The sequence below is a fragment of the Enterobacter cloacae complex sp. 402C9 genome, from assembly GCF_050030745.1.
GTDB lineage: Bacteria > Pseudomonadota > Gammaproteobacteria > Enterobacterales > Enterobacteriaceae > Enterobacter > Enterobacter intestinihominis.
Window position 1 is genome coordinate 3227556 of the sequence record NZ_JBLGUW010000001.1, and the last position, 19616, is coordinate 3247171.

Consider the following 19616-nt stretch of genomic DNA (forward strand, 5'->3'; position numbering starts at 1 on the left):
CTGAGTACCTGTTTGAGAGGAAGTAAACCTGCCAAGTGTGCCATAATCTCGCCGCCGGGCATATATCTCCGCCCGGTTACGCAGAGTTTGACTTTAAGGATTTTTGACGATGCAGCCCATTTCAGGTACGCCTCCGCGCCCTCCGGGTGAAGGCCCCGTAACGCCCAACACGCCAGGCGAACAACCGCTCTCCACGCAGCAACGCACCGTACTGGAGCGTCTTATCACGCGTCTTATTGCGTTGACCTCACAGCAAAACGCAGAGGTATGGGCCGGCGTTAAGCACGATTTGGGCGTAAGAAACGATGCGCCGCTACAGTCGCGCCATTTCCCTGCCGCCGAACAAAACCTGAACCAGCGTCTTACCAGCGCACAGCAGCAACATACTACCCGCCAGATTATCTCGCAGCTGACCGAGCTGTTGGGCCAGGGGAATAATCGTCAGGCAGTGAGTGATTTTATCCGTCAACAGTACGGTCATACCGCCCTGAGCCAGCTTTCGCCGGAACAGCTGAAAACCGTGTTGACCCTGCTGCAAAGCAATCAGCTTTCTATCCCGCAGCCGCAACAGCGCCCGTCTACAGAGCGGCCATTGCAGCCTGCGGAGCATAATACGCTCAAGCAGATGGTCACTAAGCTGGCTGCCGCCACCGGCGAACCGACAAAGCTTATCTGGCAATCCATGCTGGAACTTTCCGGTGTGAAAGCGGGCGAGATGATCCCGGCAAAACAGTTTACCAATCTGGTCACCTGGCTCCAGGCGCGTCAGACGCTCAGCACCCAGAGCGCTCCGACCCTGCACAGCGTACAGGCGGCACTGAAACAACCGCTGGAACCGCACGAGTTCGATATGATCCGGGATTACGCCCAGCAGAGCTGGCAGGCGACACCGCAAACCGTGCTGACCACCGCGCAGGTACAGGATTTACTGAATCAGATCTTCGTTCGCCGCGCCGAGCGGGAAGGCGGTGTGCCGGAGGTAAGAAACATTCAGCCGATCTACAACCCGCTGTTTGCCCCCGTAGTTGATACATTCAAAACGCTTTCTGCCCGTCCGGGATTGATGTTTATCGCGTTGGTGATTGCGCTGGCGATTTTCTGGCTGGTTGCGTGAGGATTTGCCCGGTGGCGCTTCGCTTACCGGGCCTACAACGGCTCGAATAGTAGGCCGGGTAAGGCGAAGCCGCCACCCGGCAAAAAACTACGACCTGCGAAACGCCACCAGCGTCACCACAATCCCCACCACCGCTGACACCGCACCGGCCAGGAAGACGGACGGGTAGCCAAACGAGGTGGCTAACACCCCGGCCAGCGGCCCGGTGATGCCGTAAGAGATATCCTGAAACGCCGCATAGCCGCCCAGCGCCGTGCCGCGCACCTGCGGAGCCACGCGCTTCACCACTTCAACGCCAAGCGCCGGGAAGATCAGTGAGCAGCCGCAGCCGGTTAACGCCGCACCCAGCAGCGCAACGGATGCGGACGGCGCCTGCCAGAGCAGTACCAGACCCACGGTCTCAATGACAAGTGACACCACCGCCACCTTCACGCCGCCAAAGCGATCCGGCATCCAGCCAAACAGCACGCGCATCAATACAAACGCGCCGCCAAAGGCCGTCAGCGTAAAGCCCGCCATCGCCCAGCCGCGGCTCATGAAATAGAGGGAGACGAAGGTACCGATAACCGCAAAGCCCACTCCCTGAAGCGCCAGCCCAAGCCCCGGTTGCCAGATTTGCCCCACCACGCTCCACAGAGAAGGACGCTCGCCTTTATGGGCGGGCACCTTGCGCACCGAACCGTTAAACGCCCACGCCAGCAGCGGTAATACCATGGTGGTGCCTGCCAGCACCGCAAAACCAAACTGGCTGTGGATCAGCAGCCCCAGTGGTGCGCCTGCCGCCAGCGCGCCGTAAATCGCCATCCTGTTCCAGGACATCACTTTTCCGGAACGCGCAGGTCCCACCAGCCCCATTCCCCAGGTCAGGGTGCCGGTCAGCAGCTGGCTTTCGCCAAAGCCGAGGATCAGGCGCCCTGCCACCAGCAGCGCGAATTTATACGCTGCATCTATCGGCAACAGCGCCGCCAGCAGCCAGGCTCCCCCCGCCAGCCCGCAGGCAAACATGCCCTGCAACGCCGAGCGTTTTGCGCCGTGCTGATCCGCCAGGCGACCGGCGTAGCCCCGGGTTAAAACCGTCGCTAAAAACTGAATGCCCACCGCAATACCGACCATGGTGTTGCCATAGCCCAGCTCCTGGTGAACGAACAAGGGGATCACCGGCAGCGGCAGACCAACGGTCATGTAGGTCAGAAACACCGCAAAGGCGATGCGGAAAAGGGAAAGGTTCCCGGAAGGAGCGCTCTTCTCAGGGGTAACAGCCGTCATGCATAACTCCGTGTTCAGGCATAAAAAAAGGGAGCCGCGTGGCTCCCTTCTACTATATCTTCAAACGCTTACGCTTTCAGCTTACGCATCACCAGCGTGGCGTTGGTGCCGCCGAAACCGAAGCTGTTGGACATAACGGTCGTCAGCTCACGTTCGGTGGTTTCGGTCACGATGTTCAGGCCTGCCGCCTGCTCGTCCATCTCGTCGATGTTGATGCTTGGCGCGATAAAGCCGTTTTCCAGCATCAGCAGAGAGTAGATCGCTTCCTGCACGCCCGCCGCACCCAGAGAGTGACCGGTCATGGCTTTGGTTGCAGAGATAGCCGGACTGTTGTCGCCGAACACTTCACGGATCGCACCCAGCTCTTTCACGTCACCTACCGGCGTTGAGGTGCCGTGGGAGTTCAGGTAGTCGATTGGGGTATCAACGCCGTGCATCGCCATCTTCATGCAGCGCACCGCGCCTTCGCCGGATGGAGCAACCATGTCAGCGCCGTCAGACGTTGCGCCGTAGCCCACGATCTCAGCGTAGATGTGCGCGCCACGCGCCAGCGCGTGTTCCAGCTCTTCAACCACAACCATACCGCCGCCGCCAGCGATAACAAAACCGTCGCGGTGTGCATCATAGGTACGGGATGCTTTGTCTGGCGTTTCGTTGTATTTGGTGGACAGTGCGCCCATCGCGTCGAACTCACAGGCCATTTCCCAGCCCAGCTCTTCGCCGCCGCCAGCAAATACGATGTCCTGTTTGCCCAGCTGGATCTGCTCAACCGCATTACCGATACAGTGTGCGGAGGTCGCACATGCGGAGCTGATGGAGTAGTTCACACCGTGGATTTTGAACGGCGTTGCCAGGCACGCGGAAACCGCTGAACCCATGGCTTTGGTCACAACATATGGACCGACCGCTTTCAGGCCGCGCGGGCTGCGCATGGCGTCAGCACCGAACACCTGAGCTTTAGAGGAACCGCCGGAGCCTGCAATCAGGCCCACGCGTGGGTTGTTCTGGTAAGCGTCTTCGCTCAGACCAGAATCCTTGATCGCTTCCTGCATGGAAAGATAGGCGTAGATAGAGGCATCGTTCATGAAACGAACCACTTTACGGTCAATTAAACCGGTGGTATCCAGTTTAACGTTACCCCATACGTGGCTACGCATTCCAGAATCTTTAAACTCTTCAGAGAAAGTGATCCCGGAGCGTCCTTCACGCAGAGATGCCAGGACTTCCTGCTGGTTATTACCGATGCTGGAAACGATGCCCAGGCCAGTAATCACTGCACGTTTCATTCAATACCTCTGTAAGTCGCACTATAAAAAGTTTCGAGTCGCACAATAGCGTACACTTGTACGCCGAACAAGTCCGATCAGCGATTTTCTGTGGAAATTTGCACCGATGGGCTCACATCGCTAAGATCGTGCCACTGCCTGTCGGACGAGTAACTTACGTGAAACAAAACGCCATACAACCTGCCAACCTCGAATTCAACGCTGAGGGTACACCTGTTTCCCGAGATTTTGATGACGTCTACTTTTCTAATGATAACGGACTGGAAGAGACGCGCTATGTCTTCCTCGAAGGAAATCATCTCAGCACCCGCTTCCCTGAGCATCCGCGCAGCCTGTTTGTCGTCGCGGAGAGCGGTTTCGGCACCGGGCTGAATTTTTTGACCCTCTGGCAGGCCTTCGACCAGTTTCGCGCTGCACACCCCGAGGCTACCTTACAAAGATTACATTTCATCAGTTTCGAAAAATTTCCGCTTACCGCGCACGATCTGCGGCTTGCCCATCAGCGCTGGCCGGAGCTTGCCCACTGGGCGGAACAGCTTCAGGCCCAGTGGCCACCGGCTATCGGCGGCTGTCATCGTCTGATTCTGGACGACGGACGCGTCACGCTCGACCTGTGGTTTGGCGACATTAACGACCTGACCGATAAGCTCGATGACTCAATGCATCAGAAAGTGGACGCCTGGTTCCTGGACGGTTTTGCGCCCGCCAAAAACCCTGACATGTGGAGTCCGCACCTGTTCAGCGCAATGGCACGTCTGGCACGCCCGGGCGCGACGCTTGCCACCTTCACCTCGGCGGGCTTTGTCCGCCGTGGGTTGCAGGAGGCGGGGTTTACCATGCGGAAAACCAAAGGCTTTGGCCGCAAACGCGACATGCTGGTGGGGGTGATGGAACAGGATCTGGCGATCCCGGCACAGGCACCCTGGTTTGCTCGCCGCCCCAGTGCGTCGCGTGAGGTCGCCATTGTGGGCGGAGGTATTGCCAGCGCCCTGCTCTCACTGGCGCTGCTGCACCGTGGCTGGCAGGTGACGCTCTACTGCGCTGACGAGGCACCGGCGATGGGTGCATCAGGCAACCGTCAGGGCGCGCTTTATCCCTTATTAAGTTCACACGATCCAGCACTGTTCCAGTTCTTCCCGGCTGCGTTTACGTTTGCTCGTCGCCTTTACGATAGCCTGCCGGTTGCGTTCGACCACGACTGGTGCGGTGTGACGCAGTTGGGCTGGGATGAGAAGAGCCAACAGAAAATCACCCAAATGTTGTCGCTGGGGCTGCCGGAAACCATCGCCCATGCAGTGACGGCTCAGCAGGTTGCTGAGACCGCTGGCGTCGACACCGGCTGCGGCGGAATTCAGTATCCACTCGGCGGCTGGCTGTGTCCGGCTGAACTGACTTCTGCGGCGATAGCCCTCGGGCAGTCGCGTGGGTTGACAGTGCATTATGCCCATAAGGTTCAATCGCTAAGCCGCACTGCGCACTGGGAACTGCGTTTCGCTGACGGCAAAGCGTCGCAGCATGCCAACGTTGTGCTGGCCAACGGACATCACATAACTCAGTTTACGCAGACAGCGTCATTGCCGGTTTATCCAGTCGGCGGCCAGGTGAGCCATATCCCGACCGCGCCCGAACTGAGCAAACTGCGTCAGGTGCTGTGTTACGACGGCTACGCGACGCCGCAAAATCCGTCCAACGGCCATCACTGCATCGGTGCCAGCTATCATCGCGGTGAAACAGATATGCAGTACAGCGAAGCGGATCAGCAGCAAAACCGCCAGCGCCTGCTCGACTGTTTCCCGAATGCGTCGTGGGCGAAAGAGGTTGATGTCAGTGAGGGTCAGGCGCGCTGCGGCGTACGCTGCGCGACCCGCGATCACCTGCCGATGGCGGGAAACGTGCCGGACTATGACGCCACGCTTGAAGTCTATCAGGATCTTGCAGACAACAAAGAAACGGCGGTAAGTGCGCCCGTTTATCCGGAACTGTTTATGTTGGGTGGCTTAGGCTCGCGGGGGTTATGCTCCGCGCCATTGCTGGCTGAAGTGCTAGCCGCGCAAATGAGCGATGAGCCGGTTCCGCTGGACAGGGTAACGCTCGCGGGGCTTAATCCGAACCGACTGTGGGTGCGGAAATTGCTGAAGGGGAAAAGGGTTAAGTAGGGTGCGGTCTGGTGCCCTCACCCTGGCCCTCTCCCCAAAAGGGAGAGGGAAGAGAAGGCGGCAACTTAGCGTTTAGCCTGCTGGAACAAATTGTCCCACATGCCCAGCACTAAAGACTGGTCGCGTGGAGACAGTTCCCCGGCCAGAATGGCTTTTTCAAGGCTGCGAGTAACTTCCGCGTGAACGGCGTCGGCAGAGTGATCGTCCCCTGCTTCCAGCGCGGCTACCGCCAGCGTCAGGTGACCACGCAGATAACCGCTGGCGAACAGCTCATCATCGCTGGCGTGTTCCACCATGTCATCAATTAACGCCAGAATGCGTGATTCAAATTCTGCGATCATCTTCTTTCCTCTGTTATAAATCTTCCGGCCACGGGAAGCATTCCGCCGTGATCTCCGGCGTATGGTAATAATTTTGTAAAGCCTCGATCAGGCGTGCCGGACGTTCCGGGATGCCTTTCTCAAGATATTCCATCACCTGCGCATGCACGCGGCGCTGGAAGACGATACGGTCTGGCTCGAAGTCGCCTTCAAGGTTGTCACAGCTGACGTTGAACGGGAAACCCGCCGCCACGCAGAACAGCCACTCCAGCGCCTGCGGTTTCACCTCCACATCTTCGAACTGCCCCTGGGTGGCGGCGTCGCGCCCGTCCGGGCAGTACCAGTAACCAAAGTCCACCAGCTCGCGACGCGCTTTCCCCGCGATGCACCAGTGCGAAATCTCGTGCAAACCGCTGGCGTAAAAGCCGTGGGCAAAGACGATGCGGTTGTATGAAACCTGGTCATCAGCAGGAAGATAGATCGGTTCGTCGTCGCCTTTAATCAGACGGGTATTAAAATCATCAGCAAAACAGCTGTCGAAGATCTCAATCAGCTGTTCGTATTTATGCGTACTGTTCATTAGTTCATCCCCAACCAGGTGAGGATCTCCTGTCCATGGCTGTCATAAAGAAGTTTGGCGCTCATCACCGCCGAGACGACAACAATCATCGGGCGGATCAGCTTTTGCCCTTTGCTTAATACCAGACGCGAGCCTGCGCGCGCGCCCAAAAACTGCCCCGCCATCATCACAAATCCGGTAGCCCAGATAACCTTGCCGCCAATGATAAACAGCAGCAGACCGCCAACGTTGGAGGTTGCGTTGAGGACTTTGGCGTGGGCGGTGGATTTGGCGAGGTTGAACCCGGCCAGCGTCACGAATGCCAGCGCGTAAAACGAGCCTGCTCCCGGACCAAAGAAGCCGTCGTAAAAACCGACGCAGCCACCGGCAATCAGCGCAAACGGCAGGCCGTGCAGTCGCCGCGCCCGGTCTTCCTCGCCGAGCTTTGGCATCAGTAAGAAATAGAGGCCAATACAGATAACCAGAATCGGCAGGATCTGGCGCAGAATGTCGGACTGTACGTGCTGGACCAGCAGCGCGCCCGCCGTCGAGCCAATAAACGTCATCAGGATATTGAGCTTCTGATCGGCGAGATTCACCACTTTGCGCCGAACAAAGTAGAGCGATGAGGAGAGCGAACCGCCGCATGCCTGGAGTTTGTTGGTGGCAAGCGCCTGGGCAGGGCTCATGCCTGCCGCCAGCAGCGCCGGAACGGTGAGCAACCCGCCACCGCCCGCCAGGGCATCGATAAATCCGGCTAACATCGCAACAAAAAAGAGCACCGCCAGCAGCAGCGGTGACACCATAAACAGATCGACGAAATTATCCATTAAAGTACATGCTCATCCAGTAGCGCCTGGCAGGAAGGCGGCAACGGAGGCGGTGTCTTCTTCTCAGGCTTAGAGGTTCCAGGCTTGGCCGGTTCAAACCAGCTTTGCAGTTCGTAACCGCAACCATCGCCAGGCGGTGGCAGCGGCTGATCTTCACATTCCAGGCTGTTCGCCGGGCAGCGCAGGCGAACATGCATATGCGCCCGGTGCTGGAACCACGGGCGCACTTTACGCAGCCAGTCGCGATCCGTTCCCGCATCCAGGCAAAGCTGCTGCTTGATGGCCGGGTTAACAAAGATCCGTGTGACGTCGTTATCCTCTGCCGCCAGCTTAATCATGGTGGAAATTTCCGGCGACCAGCGCGAGGCCACGACCCGTTTACCGTCGGCCGAGACCAGATCCAGCGCCTGCGGTTTCAGCAGCTGCGCTGAGCTCCAGCGCGTTTTCGGCAGTTGCAGGAAGATGTCCACATCCAGTCCGGTCTGGTGGCTGGCGTGACCGCCGTTGAAGCGACCACCTGCAGGCATCCCCATATCGCCAATCAGCATCGTCCCCAGCCCCAGGTTATGCACCTGGTTGCCAAGACGCTGAATAAACAGCACCAGGTCAGGATGGCCGAAGTAACGGCGCTGGTCGGTGCGCATCACCTGATAGGTGTCCGACAGCAGCGGAAGTTCCTGCGCGCCGACGATACACCCGTTGGAGAAAGCGCCAATGGACTGCGCGCTTCCCGCTACCGGGTGGGTGATTTTCTGCCACGGCGTGGCGGCCAGGCTTGCTCCACTGGCCAGCAGCGCCAGCAGAGCGATTGCGGTTTTTTTCATAGTTACCAGCGTGGAATGGTGGTCGACACATCCGCATTCTGCGCGCGCTGGCGCAGGAAGTGATCCATCAGCACGATCGCCAGCATCGCTTCTGCGATCGGTACCGCGCGGATCCCCACGCATGGATCGTGCCGTCCTTTGGTGATCATCTCTACTTCATCGCCTGAACGGTTAATCGTGTGGCCCGGCACGGTAATGCTGGACGTTGGCTTCAGCGCGATATTGGCAATAATTTGCTGCCCGCTGCTGATGCCGCCCAGAATGCCGCCCGCATGGTTGCTCTGGAAACCCGCCTTCGTGATTTCGTCGCGGTTCTGGCTGCCGCGAAGCTTAACCACGTCAAAACCGTCGCCGATTTCAACGCCTTTCACCGCGTTGATGCTCATCAGCGCGTGGGCGATGTCAGCGTCGAGGCGGTCAAATACCGGCTCGCCCCAGCCAGCCGGCACACCGTCGGCCACCACGGTGACTTTCGCACCAATGGAGTCGCCCTCTTTTTTCAGGCCACGCATCAGCTCGTCCAGCGCGTCCAGCTTGTCGGCATCGGCGCAGAAGAACGGGTTAAGTTCTACCTGATCCCAGTCTTTGATTGCCAGCGGAATGTCGCCCATCTGGGTCAGACAGCCGCGGATAACGATGCCGAATTTCTGCTGGAGATATTTTTTGGCAATCGCACCTGCCGCCACGCGCATCGCGGTTTCACGCGCGGAAGAACGTCCGCCGCCGCGATAGTCGCGAAAGCCATATTTTTGTTCGTAGGTATAGTCGGCGTGGCCCGGACGGAAGACGTCTTTAATCGCGCCGTAGTCCTGGGAGCGCTGATCGGTGTTTTCAATCAGCAGACCAATGCTGGTCCCGGTGGTACGGCCTTCAAAAACGCCGGAGAGAATTTTGACCTGGTCCGGCTCGCGACGCTGCGTGGTGTAGCGAGAGGTACCCGGACGACGACGGTCAAGGTCATGCTGTAAATCGGCTTCGGTCAGTTCGATGCCTGGCGGGACGCCATCAACGATACAACCCAGTGCCAGACCGTGCGACTCGCCAAAGGTGGTCACACGGAATACCTGTCCAATACTGTTTCCTGCCATCACGGCTCCGATGTTGTTGTTTGTGTTTGAGCGTTGTGAAACGGGCCGAAGCCCGCTGGATTAATCTTTGTAAATGCTGAAGTATTCGCGTGCATCAAGCAGTTGCGTTTTGGTCAGCATAAAGACGCCGTCACCGCCGTTGTCGAACTCAAGCCAGGTGAACGGCACATCCGGGTACTGCTCTATCAGATGTACCATGCTGTTACCCACTTCACAAATCAGAACGCCATCGTCGGTCAGATAATCCGGCGCGCAGGCCAGGATGCGGCGGGTCAGCTTCAGCCCGTCAGAGCCTGACGCCAGGCCCAGCTCCGGCTCGTGACGGTACTCGTTCGGCAGATCGGACATGTCTTCGGCATCCACGTACGGTGGATTGGTGACGATCAGGTCGTATTGCAGCGTCGGCAGGTCGCGGAACAGGTCAGAGCGGATAGGCGTGACGTGATGGATCAGGCCGTGCTCTTCAATGTTATGTTCGGTGACGGCCAGCGCGTCGGTGGAGATATCGACGGCGTCCACTTCCGCTTCCGGGAAGGCGTACGCGCAGGCAATCGCGATGCAGCCGCTGCCGGTGCACATATCAAGTATGTGCTGCGGCTGATGGTTAATCAGGCCGTCAAAGTGGTTGTTGATCAGCTCGCCAATCGGCGAACGCGGCACCAGCACACGCTCATCAACATAGAACTCATGGCCGCAGAACCAGGCTTTGTTGGTCAGGTAAGCCACCGGAATACGCTCGTTCACGCGACGGATCACGCGCTCAACGATGCGGTGTTTTTCACTGGAGGTCAGGCGCGCGGTGCGCATGTCTTCCGGAATATCCAGCGGCAGGTAGAGTGACGGCAGCACCAGCTGGACGGCCTCATCCCACGGGTTATCGGTGCCGTGTCCGTACCAGATATTGGCGGCGCTGAAGCGGCTAACCGACCAGCGCAACATGTCCTGTATGGTATGCAGCTCGTTTACTGCTTCATCGACAAAAATTTTATCCACTCTTTCCTCCAGGGCATGCTCGCATAATTTTCGGCGGCTAGTTTGCCATGAAGACGGCGATAAATCAGCAATGACGCGTGTCGCTTGAGGTTAAAAAATGCGTTTAGTCGGGTACACTATCGGAAATACGAGATGAGAATGACGAATGAAAAAGAAAACATCGCTCAGCGAGGAGGATCAGGCTCTCTTCCGTCAGCTGATGACCGGGACGCGTAAAATCACGCACGACACCATTGTCCATCGCCCACAGCGTAAAAAAATCAGCGAGGTTCCGGTCAAACGGTTGCTTCAGGAGCAGGCCGATAACAGCCACTATTTTTCAGATGAGTTTCAGCCGCTGCTAAATACGCAGGGCGCGGTGAAATACGTGCGCGAAGACGTCAGCCATTTTGAACTGAAAAAATTACGCCGGGGAGATTACTCGCCGGAGCTGTTCCTCGATCTGCATGGGTTGACCCAGATGCAGGCGAAGCAGGAGCTGGGGGCGTTGATCGCGGCGTGCCGACGCGAGCATGTTTTTTGCGCCTGCGTGATGCACGGTCACGGCAAACATATTCTCAAACAACAGACGCCGCTGTGGCTGGCTCAGCATCCGCACGTGATGGCTTTTCATCAGGCACCAAAAGAGTACGGCGGAGATGCCGCATTGCTGGTGTTGATTGAAGTTGAGGAGTGGCAGCCGCCAGAGTTGCCCTGACAGGATGGCGGGAGGCACGCGGCACCCCGCCATATCGCACGTCACGTCAGATAGCTTTAGCCATCTTCAGGTTGCACGGACTCATTTGCCAGTTAAAGACCCCTTTGCCGGTTTCGTCGAGGGTGACGTTGGCAATGGCGGACGTTGTGAACATTGGTGGCGTTTCGCCCGGGCACAGCTCAGATACCAGATAGCCGACCAGCGGCAGGTGGGAAATGACCAGTGCGGAAGCGACACCTTCGTTGCACAGCGCCTGAAGGTAAGCACTGACAAGGCCAACATCGCCACACGGCGTGAGTTCAGGGAGAACATCCACACTGGATGGCAGGTTCATACACTCCCCTACCACATCCAGCGTCTGTTCTGCCCGCAGGAACGGACTCACCAGAACGCGTTCAATGTCCACTTTTTGACCTTTAAGCCATGTCGCCATCTGACGGGATTCGTCGCAGCCACAGACGGTTAAAGGACGTACTGAGTCACTGGCGGCATCGAGTGCCGCGTCGCCGTGACGCATGATAAAAACTTGCATATTGCACCGCTTTTGTTAACCAGAATCACCGGCGTTAACTACCCGCGATTAATGCTCTGAGGTAGAAAACCCGATGGCCGGGCATTGTGCCTGATCCATTCGGTGAATGAAACGCTGTTTTTTACCTCAATGGCGTAAGTATAGTCAATCTCTGTTTACAATTTCGCCAAAACAGGTTCCATCACCTCAGGATTTACCCTTCTTTGACTTCAGTTTACGCAATCAGTTTCCCTTGCGGGCCAGAATGTCTGACCCCGTTCCGCCATCTGCAATAATTCGTCACAAGGTGTAAACCGTGGACCGTATTGCGAGGCCAGACGTTGCAGGATCGCAACCACTTCACCCGCCCCGAGGGTATCCATATACCGGAACGGGCCGCCAAGGAATGGCGGAAAACCGATACCAAACACGGCACCGATGTCGCCGTCGCGCGCGCTTTTGATCACCTGCTCACCAAAGCAGCGCGCCGCTTCATTGAGCATCATCATCACGCAGCGCTCAGCACACTGAACCGCCGACAGTTTTCCCTGACCCGTGACAGGAATAAGCGCATAAACCGAAGGGTCGACCTGTTTCTTGCTTTTACGCCCTTTCGCGGCGTAAAGATAGAAACCGCGTTCATTTTTTCTGCCTTTGCGATCGTCCTTCAAAATTGCGGAAACAAAGTTTGCAGGCGGCGCAAAACGATCGCCATAAGCCGCTTCCAGCACAGGGATAATTTTAGTCCCCGTATCAATTCCTACCTCATCCAAAAGTTGGATTGGGCCGACGGGGAAACCAAACTTCACCAGGGCGTCATCGACGTGCTCAATTTTCTCCCCTTCCGTCAGCAACCGCATCGCTTCGTTAATATACGGCGCCAGAATGCGGTTGACGTAGAAGCCGGCTTTGTCCGCGACCACAACAGGAGTTTTGCCCTGTTTTTTCGCCAGCTTCACCACGGTGGCAATAGTTTGCGGGCTGGTTGTGGCATGAGGGATAACCTCCACCAGCGGCATTTTTTCGACAGGACTGAAATAGTGCAGCCCTATCACCTGCTCCGGGCGCATGGCTTTCGCCGCGATGTCGCCGATCGGCAAAGACGAGGTGTTTGACGCGAAAATGGTGTGCGGCGCGCAATGCTGTTCAACGTCCGCTACTATTTGCTGCTTAAGGGCCAGATCTTCGAACACGGCTTCAATCACCAGATCGCGGTGTGCAAACCCACTATAGTCGGTGGCGCCAGTGATCATCGCGAGGGTTTTATCGCGATCGCTGGCCTTGATATGGCGGCGTTTCACTTTGCGATCAAGGTTCTGCCAGCTGTAATGCAACGCGTGGTTGATGCCCTGAGGATTGATATCTTTGATACGTACGGGCAATTTGCCTTTGCTGGCGGTGACAAACGCGATGCCGCCGCCCATCAGCCCACCACCCAGAACCCCAACGGCGCGCAGCGGAGCCGGTTCAGCTTCACTGCCCGGATCTTTTTTAACCTCCGTGCTGGCAAAGAAAATGCCGCGCAACGCCTGCGACTGCGGCGTCATCGCCAGCTCGCCAAACGCTTTCGCTTCCGCGGCATAACCGCTGCTGCTGCCCTGCGATAAACCGGTTTCAATCACCTTCAGAATGCGCGTCGCTGCCGGATAATTCCCTCTGGTTTTTTGCTCGGTTTTTTTACCCACCATATTAAACAGCAGCGTGCGCCCCAGCGGCCCGGCGAGGATACGCTCACGCACCGGCAGGGGGCGTTTCGCCTGACGACCTTTCAGCGCCCGCTCAACGGCAGCCTCAAGCAAGATTGCGTGCGGAACGACCTCATCAACCAGACCCGCCTTTAACGCCTGACGGGCGCGCAGCTGTTTACCGGTTAAAATCATCTCCAGCGCAGTACTGACGCCCACCAGCCGCGGCAAGCGCTGCGTGCCACCTGAACCGGGCAGCAATCCAAGCTGTACTTCAGGCAGTCCGAGTACGGTTTTCGCATCGTCGGTACAGATGCGACTGTGGCAGGCCAGCGCCAGCTCAAGCCCGCCGCCCAGGCAAGCCCCGTGGATCGCAGCGACAACGGGTATCGACAGCGCATGGATCTCCGCCATCACCTGCTGCCCCTGACGTGCCAGATCTTCTGCTTCCTGAGCGCTTGTCGCCCGGGCAATCATGTTGATATCGGCCCCGGCAATAAAGTTATCCGGCTTTGCCGAGATAAATACCAGGCCACGTATCGCTTTGTTTTCGCGGATCTGTCTGAGCATCGCACGCACCTGAACGCCGAACTCCGCCTTCAGGGTATTCATTTTTTCGTCGGGCACATCAATGGTGATAACGGCCACGTTATCAAGGCGAACAGCAAGGTTAAATGCAGATGTCGTTTCCATTATTCAGCCTCCAGAACCATTGCTGCGCCCAGGCCGCCCGCCGCACAGGCGGTGACGAGACCAAAGCCGCCGCCACGGCGACGCAGTTCGTGCAACGTCTGGGTGATCATTCTCGCCCCGGTCGCTGCAAACGGATGACCGTAAGCAATGGAGCCACCCAGTACATTGAATTTACTTTGATCCACTTCGCCTGTGGCATGTGCGCGGCCCAGCACGTCGCGGGCAAAACGTTCGCTCGCCATAAGCTGCACGTTTGCCAGCGTTTGTGCGGCAAAGGCTTCGTGCATATCAATTAGCGTGAGATCGGAGAGCGTTAGCCCCGCGCGCTCCAGCGCCAGCGGCGTGGACCAGGCCGGTCCGAGCAGCATGTCCTGCCAGACATCGATGGCGGTAAAGGCATAGCTGCGCAAATAGCCCAGCGGTGTGATGCCCAGCTCTTTCGCCCGGGATTCCGTCATCAGGATCACGGCGGCGGCACCGTCCGTCAGCGGCGTACTGTTGGCCGCCGTAACGGTGCCATGTTTACGGTCAAAGGCCGGGCGCAGTTTTGCGTAATCTGCCAGGGTTGAGGTGCCGCGAACGTTGTTATCTTCCGCGAGCGGTTCCCGGTAAGGCGGTACATAGGCGGTCATCACTTCGTTGGTCAGTTTGCCCTCCGACCAGGCTTTCGCTGCCAGCTGATGCGAGCGATGCGCCAGCGCATCCTGCTGTTCGCGGGTAATACCATAGGTTTTTGCCATCTGCTCGGCTGTATCGCCCATGCGCAGGCCGGTGGAGTATTCAGCAACGGCAGGTGGCACAGGCATGAGGTCGCGCAGGCGTAAACGCGAGAAGAGTTTAAGCTTTGCACCGGTAGTGCGAGCTTTGTTGGCATCCACGAGGATGCGGGCCAGCTGTTTGCTGACGCCGATGGGCAGCACGGAGGAGGAATCCGCGCCGCCGGCGATCCCCGCGCGAATGGTCCCCGCCATCAGGCTTTCCGCCACGTTCGCCACCGCCTGGAAACTGGTAGCGCAGGCGCGGCTGACGCTGTAGGCGTCGGTATGAACATTCATGCCGGTACCCAGCACGATTTCACGCGCGATATTGGGTGCTTCCGGCATCTGTACCACCTGGCCGAAAACCAGTTGCTCAATAACCTCTGGCGGGATCTCGCTGCGAGCCAGCATCTCCCCCACCACCATTTTTCCCAGATCGACAGCCGGTATACCGTGAAACGCGGTTGCCTGACGTGCAAACGGCGTACGTAACCCGCTGACAATGGCAATGCGGTCACCGTGTCGGGTGATAAGCGGTAATGCCTGACTCATAACACTCCCCTGTAAAAAAATTTTGCGCGCACGTTAAGTGGTCTGACCTGATAATAGTCTTAACTATTTTTTTACATTGAGCCAATCGGGGAAGCGAAAAATTGCGAGCTAAGGCACAGAGAAGAAAAAGAAAATGCCCAAGGTAAAAGCAAAACGGTAACCCGTGGGTTACCGTTTTTAGTGTTTGCGCCCTCTCCCGTGGGAGAGGGTTGGGGTGAGGGCACCAGACCGCAGGAATTAACGCAGGCCCAGCTGGAAGATCAGCGTTTCTGCCTCGCAGGCGAACACAAAGTCGATATCCAGCTGTACGCCGCCTTCCACTTCCGTGAAGGTAGATTTGATTTCACATGGATCGGATTCGACTTCACGCGCACGCTTGCTCAGCGCGGCCAGCGTCTCTTCCGCTTCAGCGCGGTTAGGGAATACGCGGCTGTAAGAGGCGGTGCAATCGGTGTTGTCCATAATGGTGCCAACATCCATACAGCAGCAAACCGGGGTTTCATCAGCACTGCATTTACTCATAGCTCAATTTCCTCTGTATTCGCGCAGCGCGCGAGATAAACACGATGCGACTATTTTACGCCCCCGGACGAGCCCCCTCCAGCCGTTAATGGCGCAAAACCGGATAAGTGAGCAATATCACACTAAAAAATGATCTAAAACAAAATTCACCTTTTCGGATGAATCGTACTGGTCACAATTTTGCCAACCAGATCTCGTTTCATGAAACATGTTTGAAAATATTAATAAACAAACTTGCAACATCCCAGCTGGTCAGACCTATACTCTCGCCACTGGTCTGATTTGTATGTCATACCTCAGACCCTACACTTCGCGCTCCTGTTACGGTATGTAACAATTATTGAATAAAAATAACTCAATGAGGTTATGGTCATGAGCCAGAAAACCCTGTTCAAACAAACTGCTTTAGCAGTTGCAGTGGCAATCGTCTCAACGTCCGCCTGGTCAGCGGGCTTCCAGTTAAACGAATTTTCTTCCTCTGGCCTTGGCCGTGCGTATTCCGGGGAAGGTGCGATTGCCGATGACGCAGGCAACGCAAGCCGTAACCCGGCGCTTATCATGATGTTTGATCGCCCTACCTTCTCTGCCGGTGCGGTTTACATCGATCCTGATGTCAACATTTCTGGCAAATCTCAGTATACCGGCGCAGATCTGAAGGCGGATAACATTGCACCAACGGCGTGGGTGCCTAACCTGCACTTTGTTGCGCCAATCAATGAACAGTTTGGTTGGGGTGCCTCTGTCACCTCTAACTATGGCCTGGCAACGGAGTTCAATAACAACTACCCGGCCGGGGAATACGGCGGTAAAACCGACCTGACGACCCTGAACCTTAACCTGAGCGGCGCATATCGTCTGAACGATAACTGGAGCTTTGGTCTGGGCTTTGATGCTGTCTACGCTGATGCAAAAATCGAGCGTTATTCCGGGGAGCAAACTGCTGCGCTGCCGAAAAACAGCAATAAAATTGCCAGCCTGAAAGGTGACGAGTGGGGTTACGGCTGGAACGCCGGTATCCTGTATGAACTGGATAAAAACAACCGCTGGGGTCTGACCTACCGCTCAGAAGTGAAGATTGACTTCGATGGCGATTACAAAAGCGGCATCCTGAGCCCAGTCAACGGTATGGTACCGGGCGCAGGCACCACCATTCCATGGGGTACCTCGAATCAAACCGTACCGGGTTCACTGTCACTGCATCTGCCAGAAATGTGGGAAGTGTCAGGTTATAACCGCGTTGCGCCGCAGTGGGCTATTCACTATAGCCTCGCGTATACCAGCTGGAGCCAGTTCCAGGAGCTGAAAGCCACCGGCAGCAACGGCCAGACGCTGTTCTATAAAGACGAAAGCTTCCACGATGCTTACCGTATCGCACTTGGTACGACCTATTATATGGATGACAACTGGACGTTCCGTACCGGCGTGGCATTTGATGACAGTCCGGTACCGGCAGATAAGCGTTCTATCTCCATTCCGGATCAGGACCGTTTCTGGGTAAGTGCGGGGGCAACCTACGCGTTCAACGAGAATGCCTCTATCGACGCGGGCGTGTCGTACATGCATGGACAAAAAGTGACCTTCCAGGAAGGCCCTTACGAGTTTACCTCTGAAGGTAAAGCCTGGCTGTTTGGTACCAACTTCAACTACGCGTTCTAATCCCAACACGATTAAAAAAGGTGAGCATCGCTCACCTTTTTTATTTATTCCGAATCGATATCTTTTAATTCGTTCTCGATGGCTTTCGCGTTCGGATTATCTTCCGGCTTCAGCTTACCGCCGTTGGCAATAAAGTCATGGTTCTGGAAATAGGCCTCGCGGACCATGATGTACGGATCGGAAGACTGACGCAGCAGACCGTCAGAGTCCAGCAGTTGCGCACGCGTTTCAATCCCTTCCACGGTCCATTTACCAATCGACAGCGGCCAGGTGAGCCATGACAGCACCGGATACAGCGTATCCACCATATCACCGCCATCATCACGCACGGTAAAGCTGCCGTAGAATGGCAGGTGCACATACGGCCCATAACCTACGCCATAATGCCCCAGTGTGCTGCCGAAACGATGCGGCTGTTCACGCTGTAATTTCGGGTTCGCCATGCCTGCGACATCTATTAAGCCGCCCATACCCAGCAGAGAGTTCAGGAAGAAACGGGTGAAATGCACCATCCCCTGATACGGGTCGCCCTGGAGGAAGTAGTTCACCATCACCGCTGGCTCTTCCAGGTTACTGGTAAAGTTGCTCAGCCCGTTACGCGCTGGCTGCGGAACGTAGTCACGCCATGCCACGGCAACCGGACGAACCAGATATGGATCCAGCACATTATAGTTAAAGTTGTACATTGAACGGTTAAATCCTTCGAGAGGATCGGAGCGTCCCGTTTGCTCGCCAGAGCTGGCGCAGCCCACAAGCATCGTTACGCCCAGCGCAAGCGCCGACAGCCGAAGCTTCATATATTTCTCCCTGTTCAATATGGCTATCGTTGAATGCCATCTGTGACGGAGCCTGTGAGGCTCCGCCTGAAACGTGCAAGTGATTGTAACAGCACGCTTACCGATGTCTACGAGGACAATGACGACCCGCTCGCGTCATCACGCTAATTTCAGCATAGCCTGTCTTTAAGAATTCGTTTCGCTGGCAATTTTATATTGGCTTTGAAAGAGATGTCTCACCTTTATTGCCATTTTCAGCAATTTAAGAGCTTCCCCACGGGCAAGGCGCCAAAAGCCGCTACGCTTAAATGAGCGATTACCCCGAAGGAGCAGTTATGAAAGATATTAACGAAGAAAAAATTGGCGAGAACAATGAGGAACATGAGATTGAAAGTGAGGAGAAAGACCGGGGAGAAGAGATAGAAGTCGATGAGGATCGCCTGCCGTCGCGCGCCATGGCCATTCATGAGCATATTCGCCAGGATGGCGAAAAGGAGATGGAGCGTGATGCAATGGCCCTGCTGTGGTCGGCCATCGCAGCCGGTCTGTCGATGGGCGCCTCTCTGCTCGCCAAAGGTATATTTCACGTTCAGCTGGAAGGCGTGCCGGGCGGTTTTTTGCTGGAAAATTTAGGCTACACGTTCGGCTTTATTATCGTCATTATGGCGCGACAGCAGCTTTTCACGGAGAACACCGTCACTGCCGTACTGCCCGTCATGCAAAATCCGACCCTTGGTAATTTTGGTTTACTGATGCGCCTCTGGAGCGTCGTGCTGCTGGGGAACCTGATCGGTACGGGCGTTGCAGCCTGGGCCTTCGAGTATATGCCAATCTTTGATGAACCGACCCGCGACGCATTCGTGAAGATTGGCATGGACGTAATGAAAAATACGCCGGTTGAAATGTTCTCTAATGCCATTATCTCCGGCTGGATCATCGCCACTATGGTCTGGATGTTCCCGTCAGCGGGCAGCGCGAAAATCGTGGTGATTATCCTGATGACCTGGCTTATCGCACTCGCCGATACCACGCACATTGTTGTCGGGACCGTTGAAATCCTTTATCTGGTATTTAACGGCACACTCCACTGGAGCGACTTTTTCTGGCCGTTCGCCCTGCCTACTCTCGCAGGCAACATTTGTGGCGGAACCTTTATCTTTGCACTGCTGAGCCATGCGCAAATCCGTAACGACATGTCCAACAAGCGTAAAGCCGAACTTAAGGCTCAGGAAAAAAAGGATAAAACTGCCGAAAAATCGGCGTGAACGGTGACTCTTTGACCAGTCAGGCGGCAATGCGCTTAACGAGAAGTGTAAATAACGCTATACTC

General features: G+C 56.4%; 18 protein-coding genes. 5 read left to right on the top strand and 13 right to left on the bottom strand.

The features are described from left to right. Positions 1-109: 109 nt before the first annotated feature. A complete protein-coding gene (gene flk / locus ACQG1K_RS15395; protein WP_367075045.1) occupies positions 110-1114 on the top strand; it encodes a flagella biosynthesis regulator Flk in 1005 nt (334 codons plus the stop codon). Positions 1115-1201: 87 nt separating this feature from the next. Here flk and ACQG1K_RS15400 read toward each other — a convergent pair whose 3' ends face one another. Continuing rightward, positions 1202-2380: an MFS transporter gene (locus ACQG1K_RS15400; protein WP_367075047.1), complete on the bottom strand. Its 1179-nt coding sequence runs from the start codon at positions 2378-2380 to the stop codon at positions 1202-1204. Between the two features lie 68 nt (positions 2381-2448). After that, positions 2449-3666: a beta-ketoacyl-ACP synthase I gene (gene fabB, locus ACQG1K_RS15405; RefSeq protein ID WP_022648859.1), complete on the bottom strand. Its 1218-nt coding sequence runs from the start codon at positions 3664-3666 to the stop codon at positions 2449-2451. Positions 3667-3824: 158 nt separating this feature from the next. Here fabB and mnmC point away from each other — a divergent pair, with 158 nt between their 5' ends. Next, complete coding sequence (gene mnmC / locus ACQG1K_RS15410) at positions 3825-5822, top strand: bifunctional tRNA (5-methylaminomethyl-2-thiouridine)(34)-methyltransferase MnmD/FAD-dependent 5-carboxymethylaminomethyl-2-thiouridine(34) oxidoreductase MnmC (protein ID WP_045308685.1); 1998 nt, start codon at positions 3825-3827, stop codon at positions 5820-5822. Between the two features lie 65 nt (positions 5823-5887). On the opposite strand, the gene ACQG1K_RS15415 is transcribed toward mnmC, so the two are convergent. The 6 genes from ACQG1K_RS15415 to prmB are packed head-to-tail and all read right to left on the bottom strand — an operon-like array spanning position 5888 to position 10436. Next, a complete protein-coding gene (locus ACQG1K_RS15415; protein WP_022648861.1) occupies positions 5888-6163 on the bottom strand; it encodes a YfcL family protein in 276 nt (91 codons plus the stop codon). Between the two features lie 13 nt (positions 6164-6176). Beyond that, positions 6177-6722, bottom strand: a complete 546-nt coding sequence (locus ACQG1K_RS15420; RefSeq protein ID WP_023300646.1) for an elongation factor P hydroxylase — start codon at positions 6720-6722, stop codon at positions 6177-6179. Next, a complete protein-coding gene (locus ACQG1K_RS15425; RefSeq protein WP_022648863.1) occupies positions 6722-7531 on the bottom strand; it encodes a sulfite exporter TauE/SafE family protein in 810 nt (269 codons plus the stop codon). The genes ACQG1K_RS15420 and ACQG1K_RS15425 overlap by 1 nt, the downstream gene beginning before the upstream one ends. After that, a complete protein-coding gene (mepA, locus tag ACQG1K_RS15430) occupies positions 7531-8355 on the bottom strand; it encodes a penicillin-insensitive murein endopeptidase (protein ID WP_154051467.1) in 825 nt (274 codons plus the stop codon). Before mepA ends, ACQG1K_RS15425 begins: the two co-directional genes overlap by 1 nt. 2 nt (positions 8356-8357) lie before the next feature. After that, the gene (gene aroC / locus ACQG1K_RS15435; RefSeq protein WP_022648864.1) at positions 8358-9443 is read right to left on the bottom strand and encodes a chorismate synthase; all 1086 of its coding nucleotides are present in this window, start codon (positions 9441-9443) and stop codon (positions 8358-8360) included. A 60-nt stretch (positions 9444-9503) separates the two neighbouring features. Then, on the bottom strand, positions 9504-10436 hold the full coding sequence (gene prmB, locus ACQG1K_RS15440; protein ID WP_022648865.1) for a 50S ribosomal protein L3 N(5)-glutamine methyltransferase: 933 nt from the start codon (positions 10434-10436) through the stop codon (positions 9504-9506). Between the two features lie 145 nt (positions 10437-10581). Between prmB and smrB the strand changes: the two genes are divergently transcribed. Continuing rightward, entirely contained in the window at positions 10582-11133 is a 552-nt protein-coding gene (gene smrB, locus ACQG1K_RS15445; protein WP_022648866.1) for an endonuclease SmrB, read from the top strand. Positions 11134-11179: 46 nt separating this feature from the next. On the opposite strand, the gene sixA is transcribed toward smrB, so the two are convergent. The 4 genes from sixA to ACQG1K_RS15465 form a co-directional block, all read right to left on the bottom strand. Further along, positions 11180-11665 (bottom strand): phosphohistidine phosphatase SixA, encoded by a 486-nt coding sequence (gene sixA / locus ACQG1K_RS15450; RefSeq protein ID WP_003861375.1) that lies wholly within the window; start codon positions 11663-11665, stop codon positions 11180-11182. 209 nt (positions 11666-11874) lie between these two features. Then, on the bottom strand, positions 11875-14022 hold the full coding sequence (gene fadJ, locus ACQG1K_RS15455; RefSeq protein ID WP_426720817.1) for a fatty acid oxidation complex subunit alpha FadJ: 2148 nt from the start codon (positions 14020-14022) through the stop codon (positions 11875-11877). After that, positions 14022-15332 (bottom strand): acetyl-CoA C-acyltransferase FadI, encoded by a 1311-nt coding sequence (fadI, locus tag ACQG1K_RS15460; RefSeq protein ID WP_022648868.1) that lies wholly within the window; start codon positions 15330-15332, stop codon positions 14022-14024. The genes fadJ and fadI overlap by 1 nt, the downstream gene beginning before the upstream one ends. A 237-nt stretch (positions 15333-15569) precedes the next feature. Next, positions 15570-15854 carry a YfcZ/YiiS family protein gene (locus tag ACQG1K_RS15465; protein WP_022648869.1) on the bottom strand — a complete coding sequence of 95 codons (285 nt, stop codon included), beginning with the start codon at positions 15852-15854 and terminating at the stop codon, positions 15570-15572. A 372-nt stretch (positions 15855-16226) separates the two neighbouring features. On the opposite strand from ACQG1K_RS15465, the gene fadL reads away from it, so the two are divergent. Then, complete coding sequence (gene fadL / locus ACQG1K_RS15470) at positions 16227-17510, top strand: long-chain fatty acid transporter FadL (protein WP_022648870.1); 1284 nt, start codon at positions 16227-16229, stop codon at positions 17508-17510. A gap of 44 nt (positions 17511-17554) precedes the next feature. Here fadL and mlaA read toward each other — a convergent pair whose 3' ends face one another. Further along, positions 17555-18307, bottom strand: coding sequence for a phospholipid-binding lipoprotein MlaA (mlaA, locus tag ACQG1K_RS15475; RefSeq protein WP_022648871.1), 753 nt, complete (start codon positions 18305-18307; stop codon positions 17555-17557). A 314-nt stretch (positions 18308-18621) separates the two neighbouring features. Here mlaA and ACQG1K_RS15480 point away from each other — a divergent pair, with 314 nt between their 5' ends. Continuing rightward, positions 18622-19551: a formate/nitrite transporter family protein gene (locus ACQG1K_RS15480; protein ID WP_022648872.1), complete on the top strand. Its 930-nt coding sequence runs from the start codon at positions 18622-18624 to the stop codon at positions 19549-19551. Positions 19552-19616 lie beyond the last annotated feature (65 nt).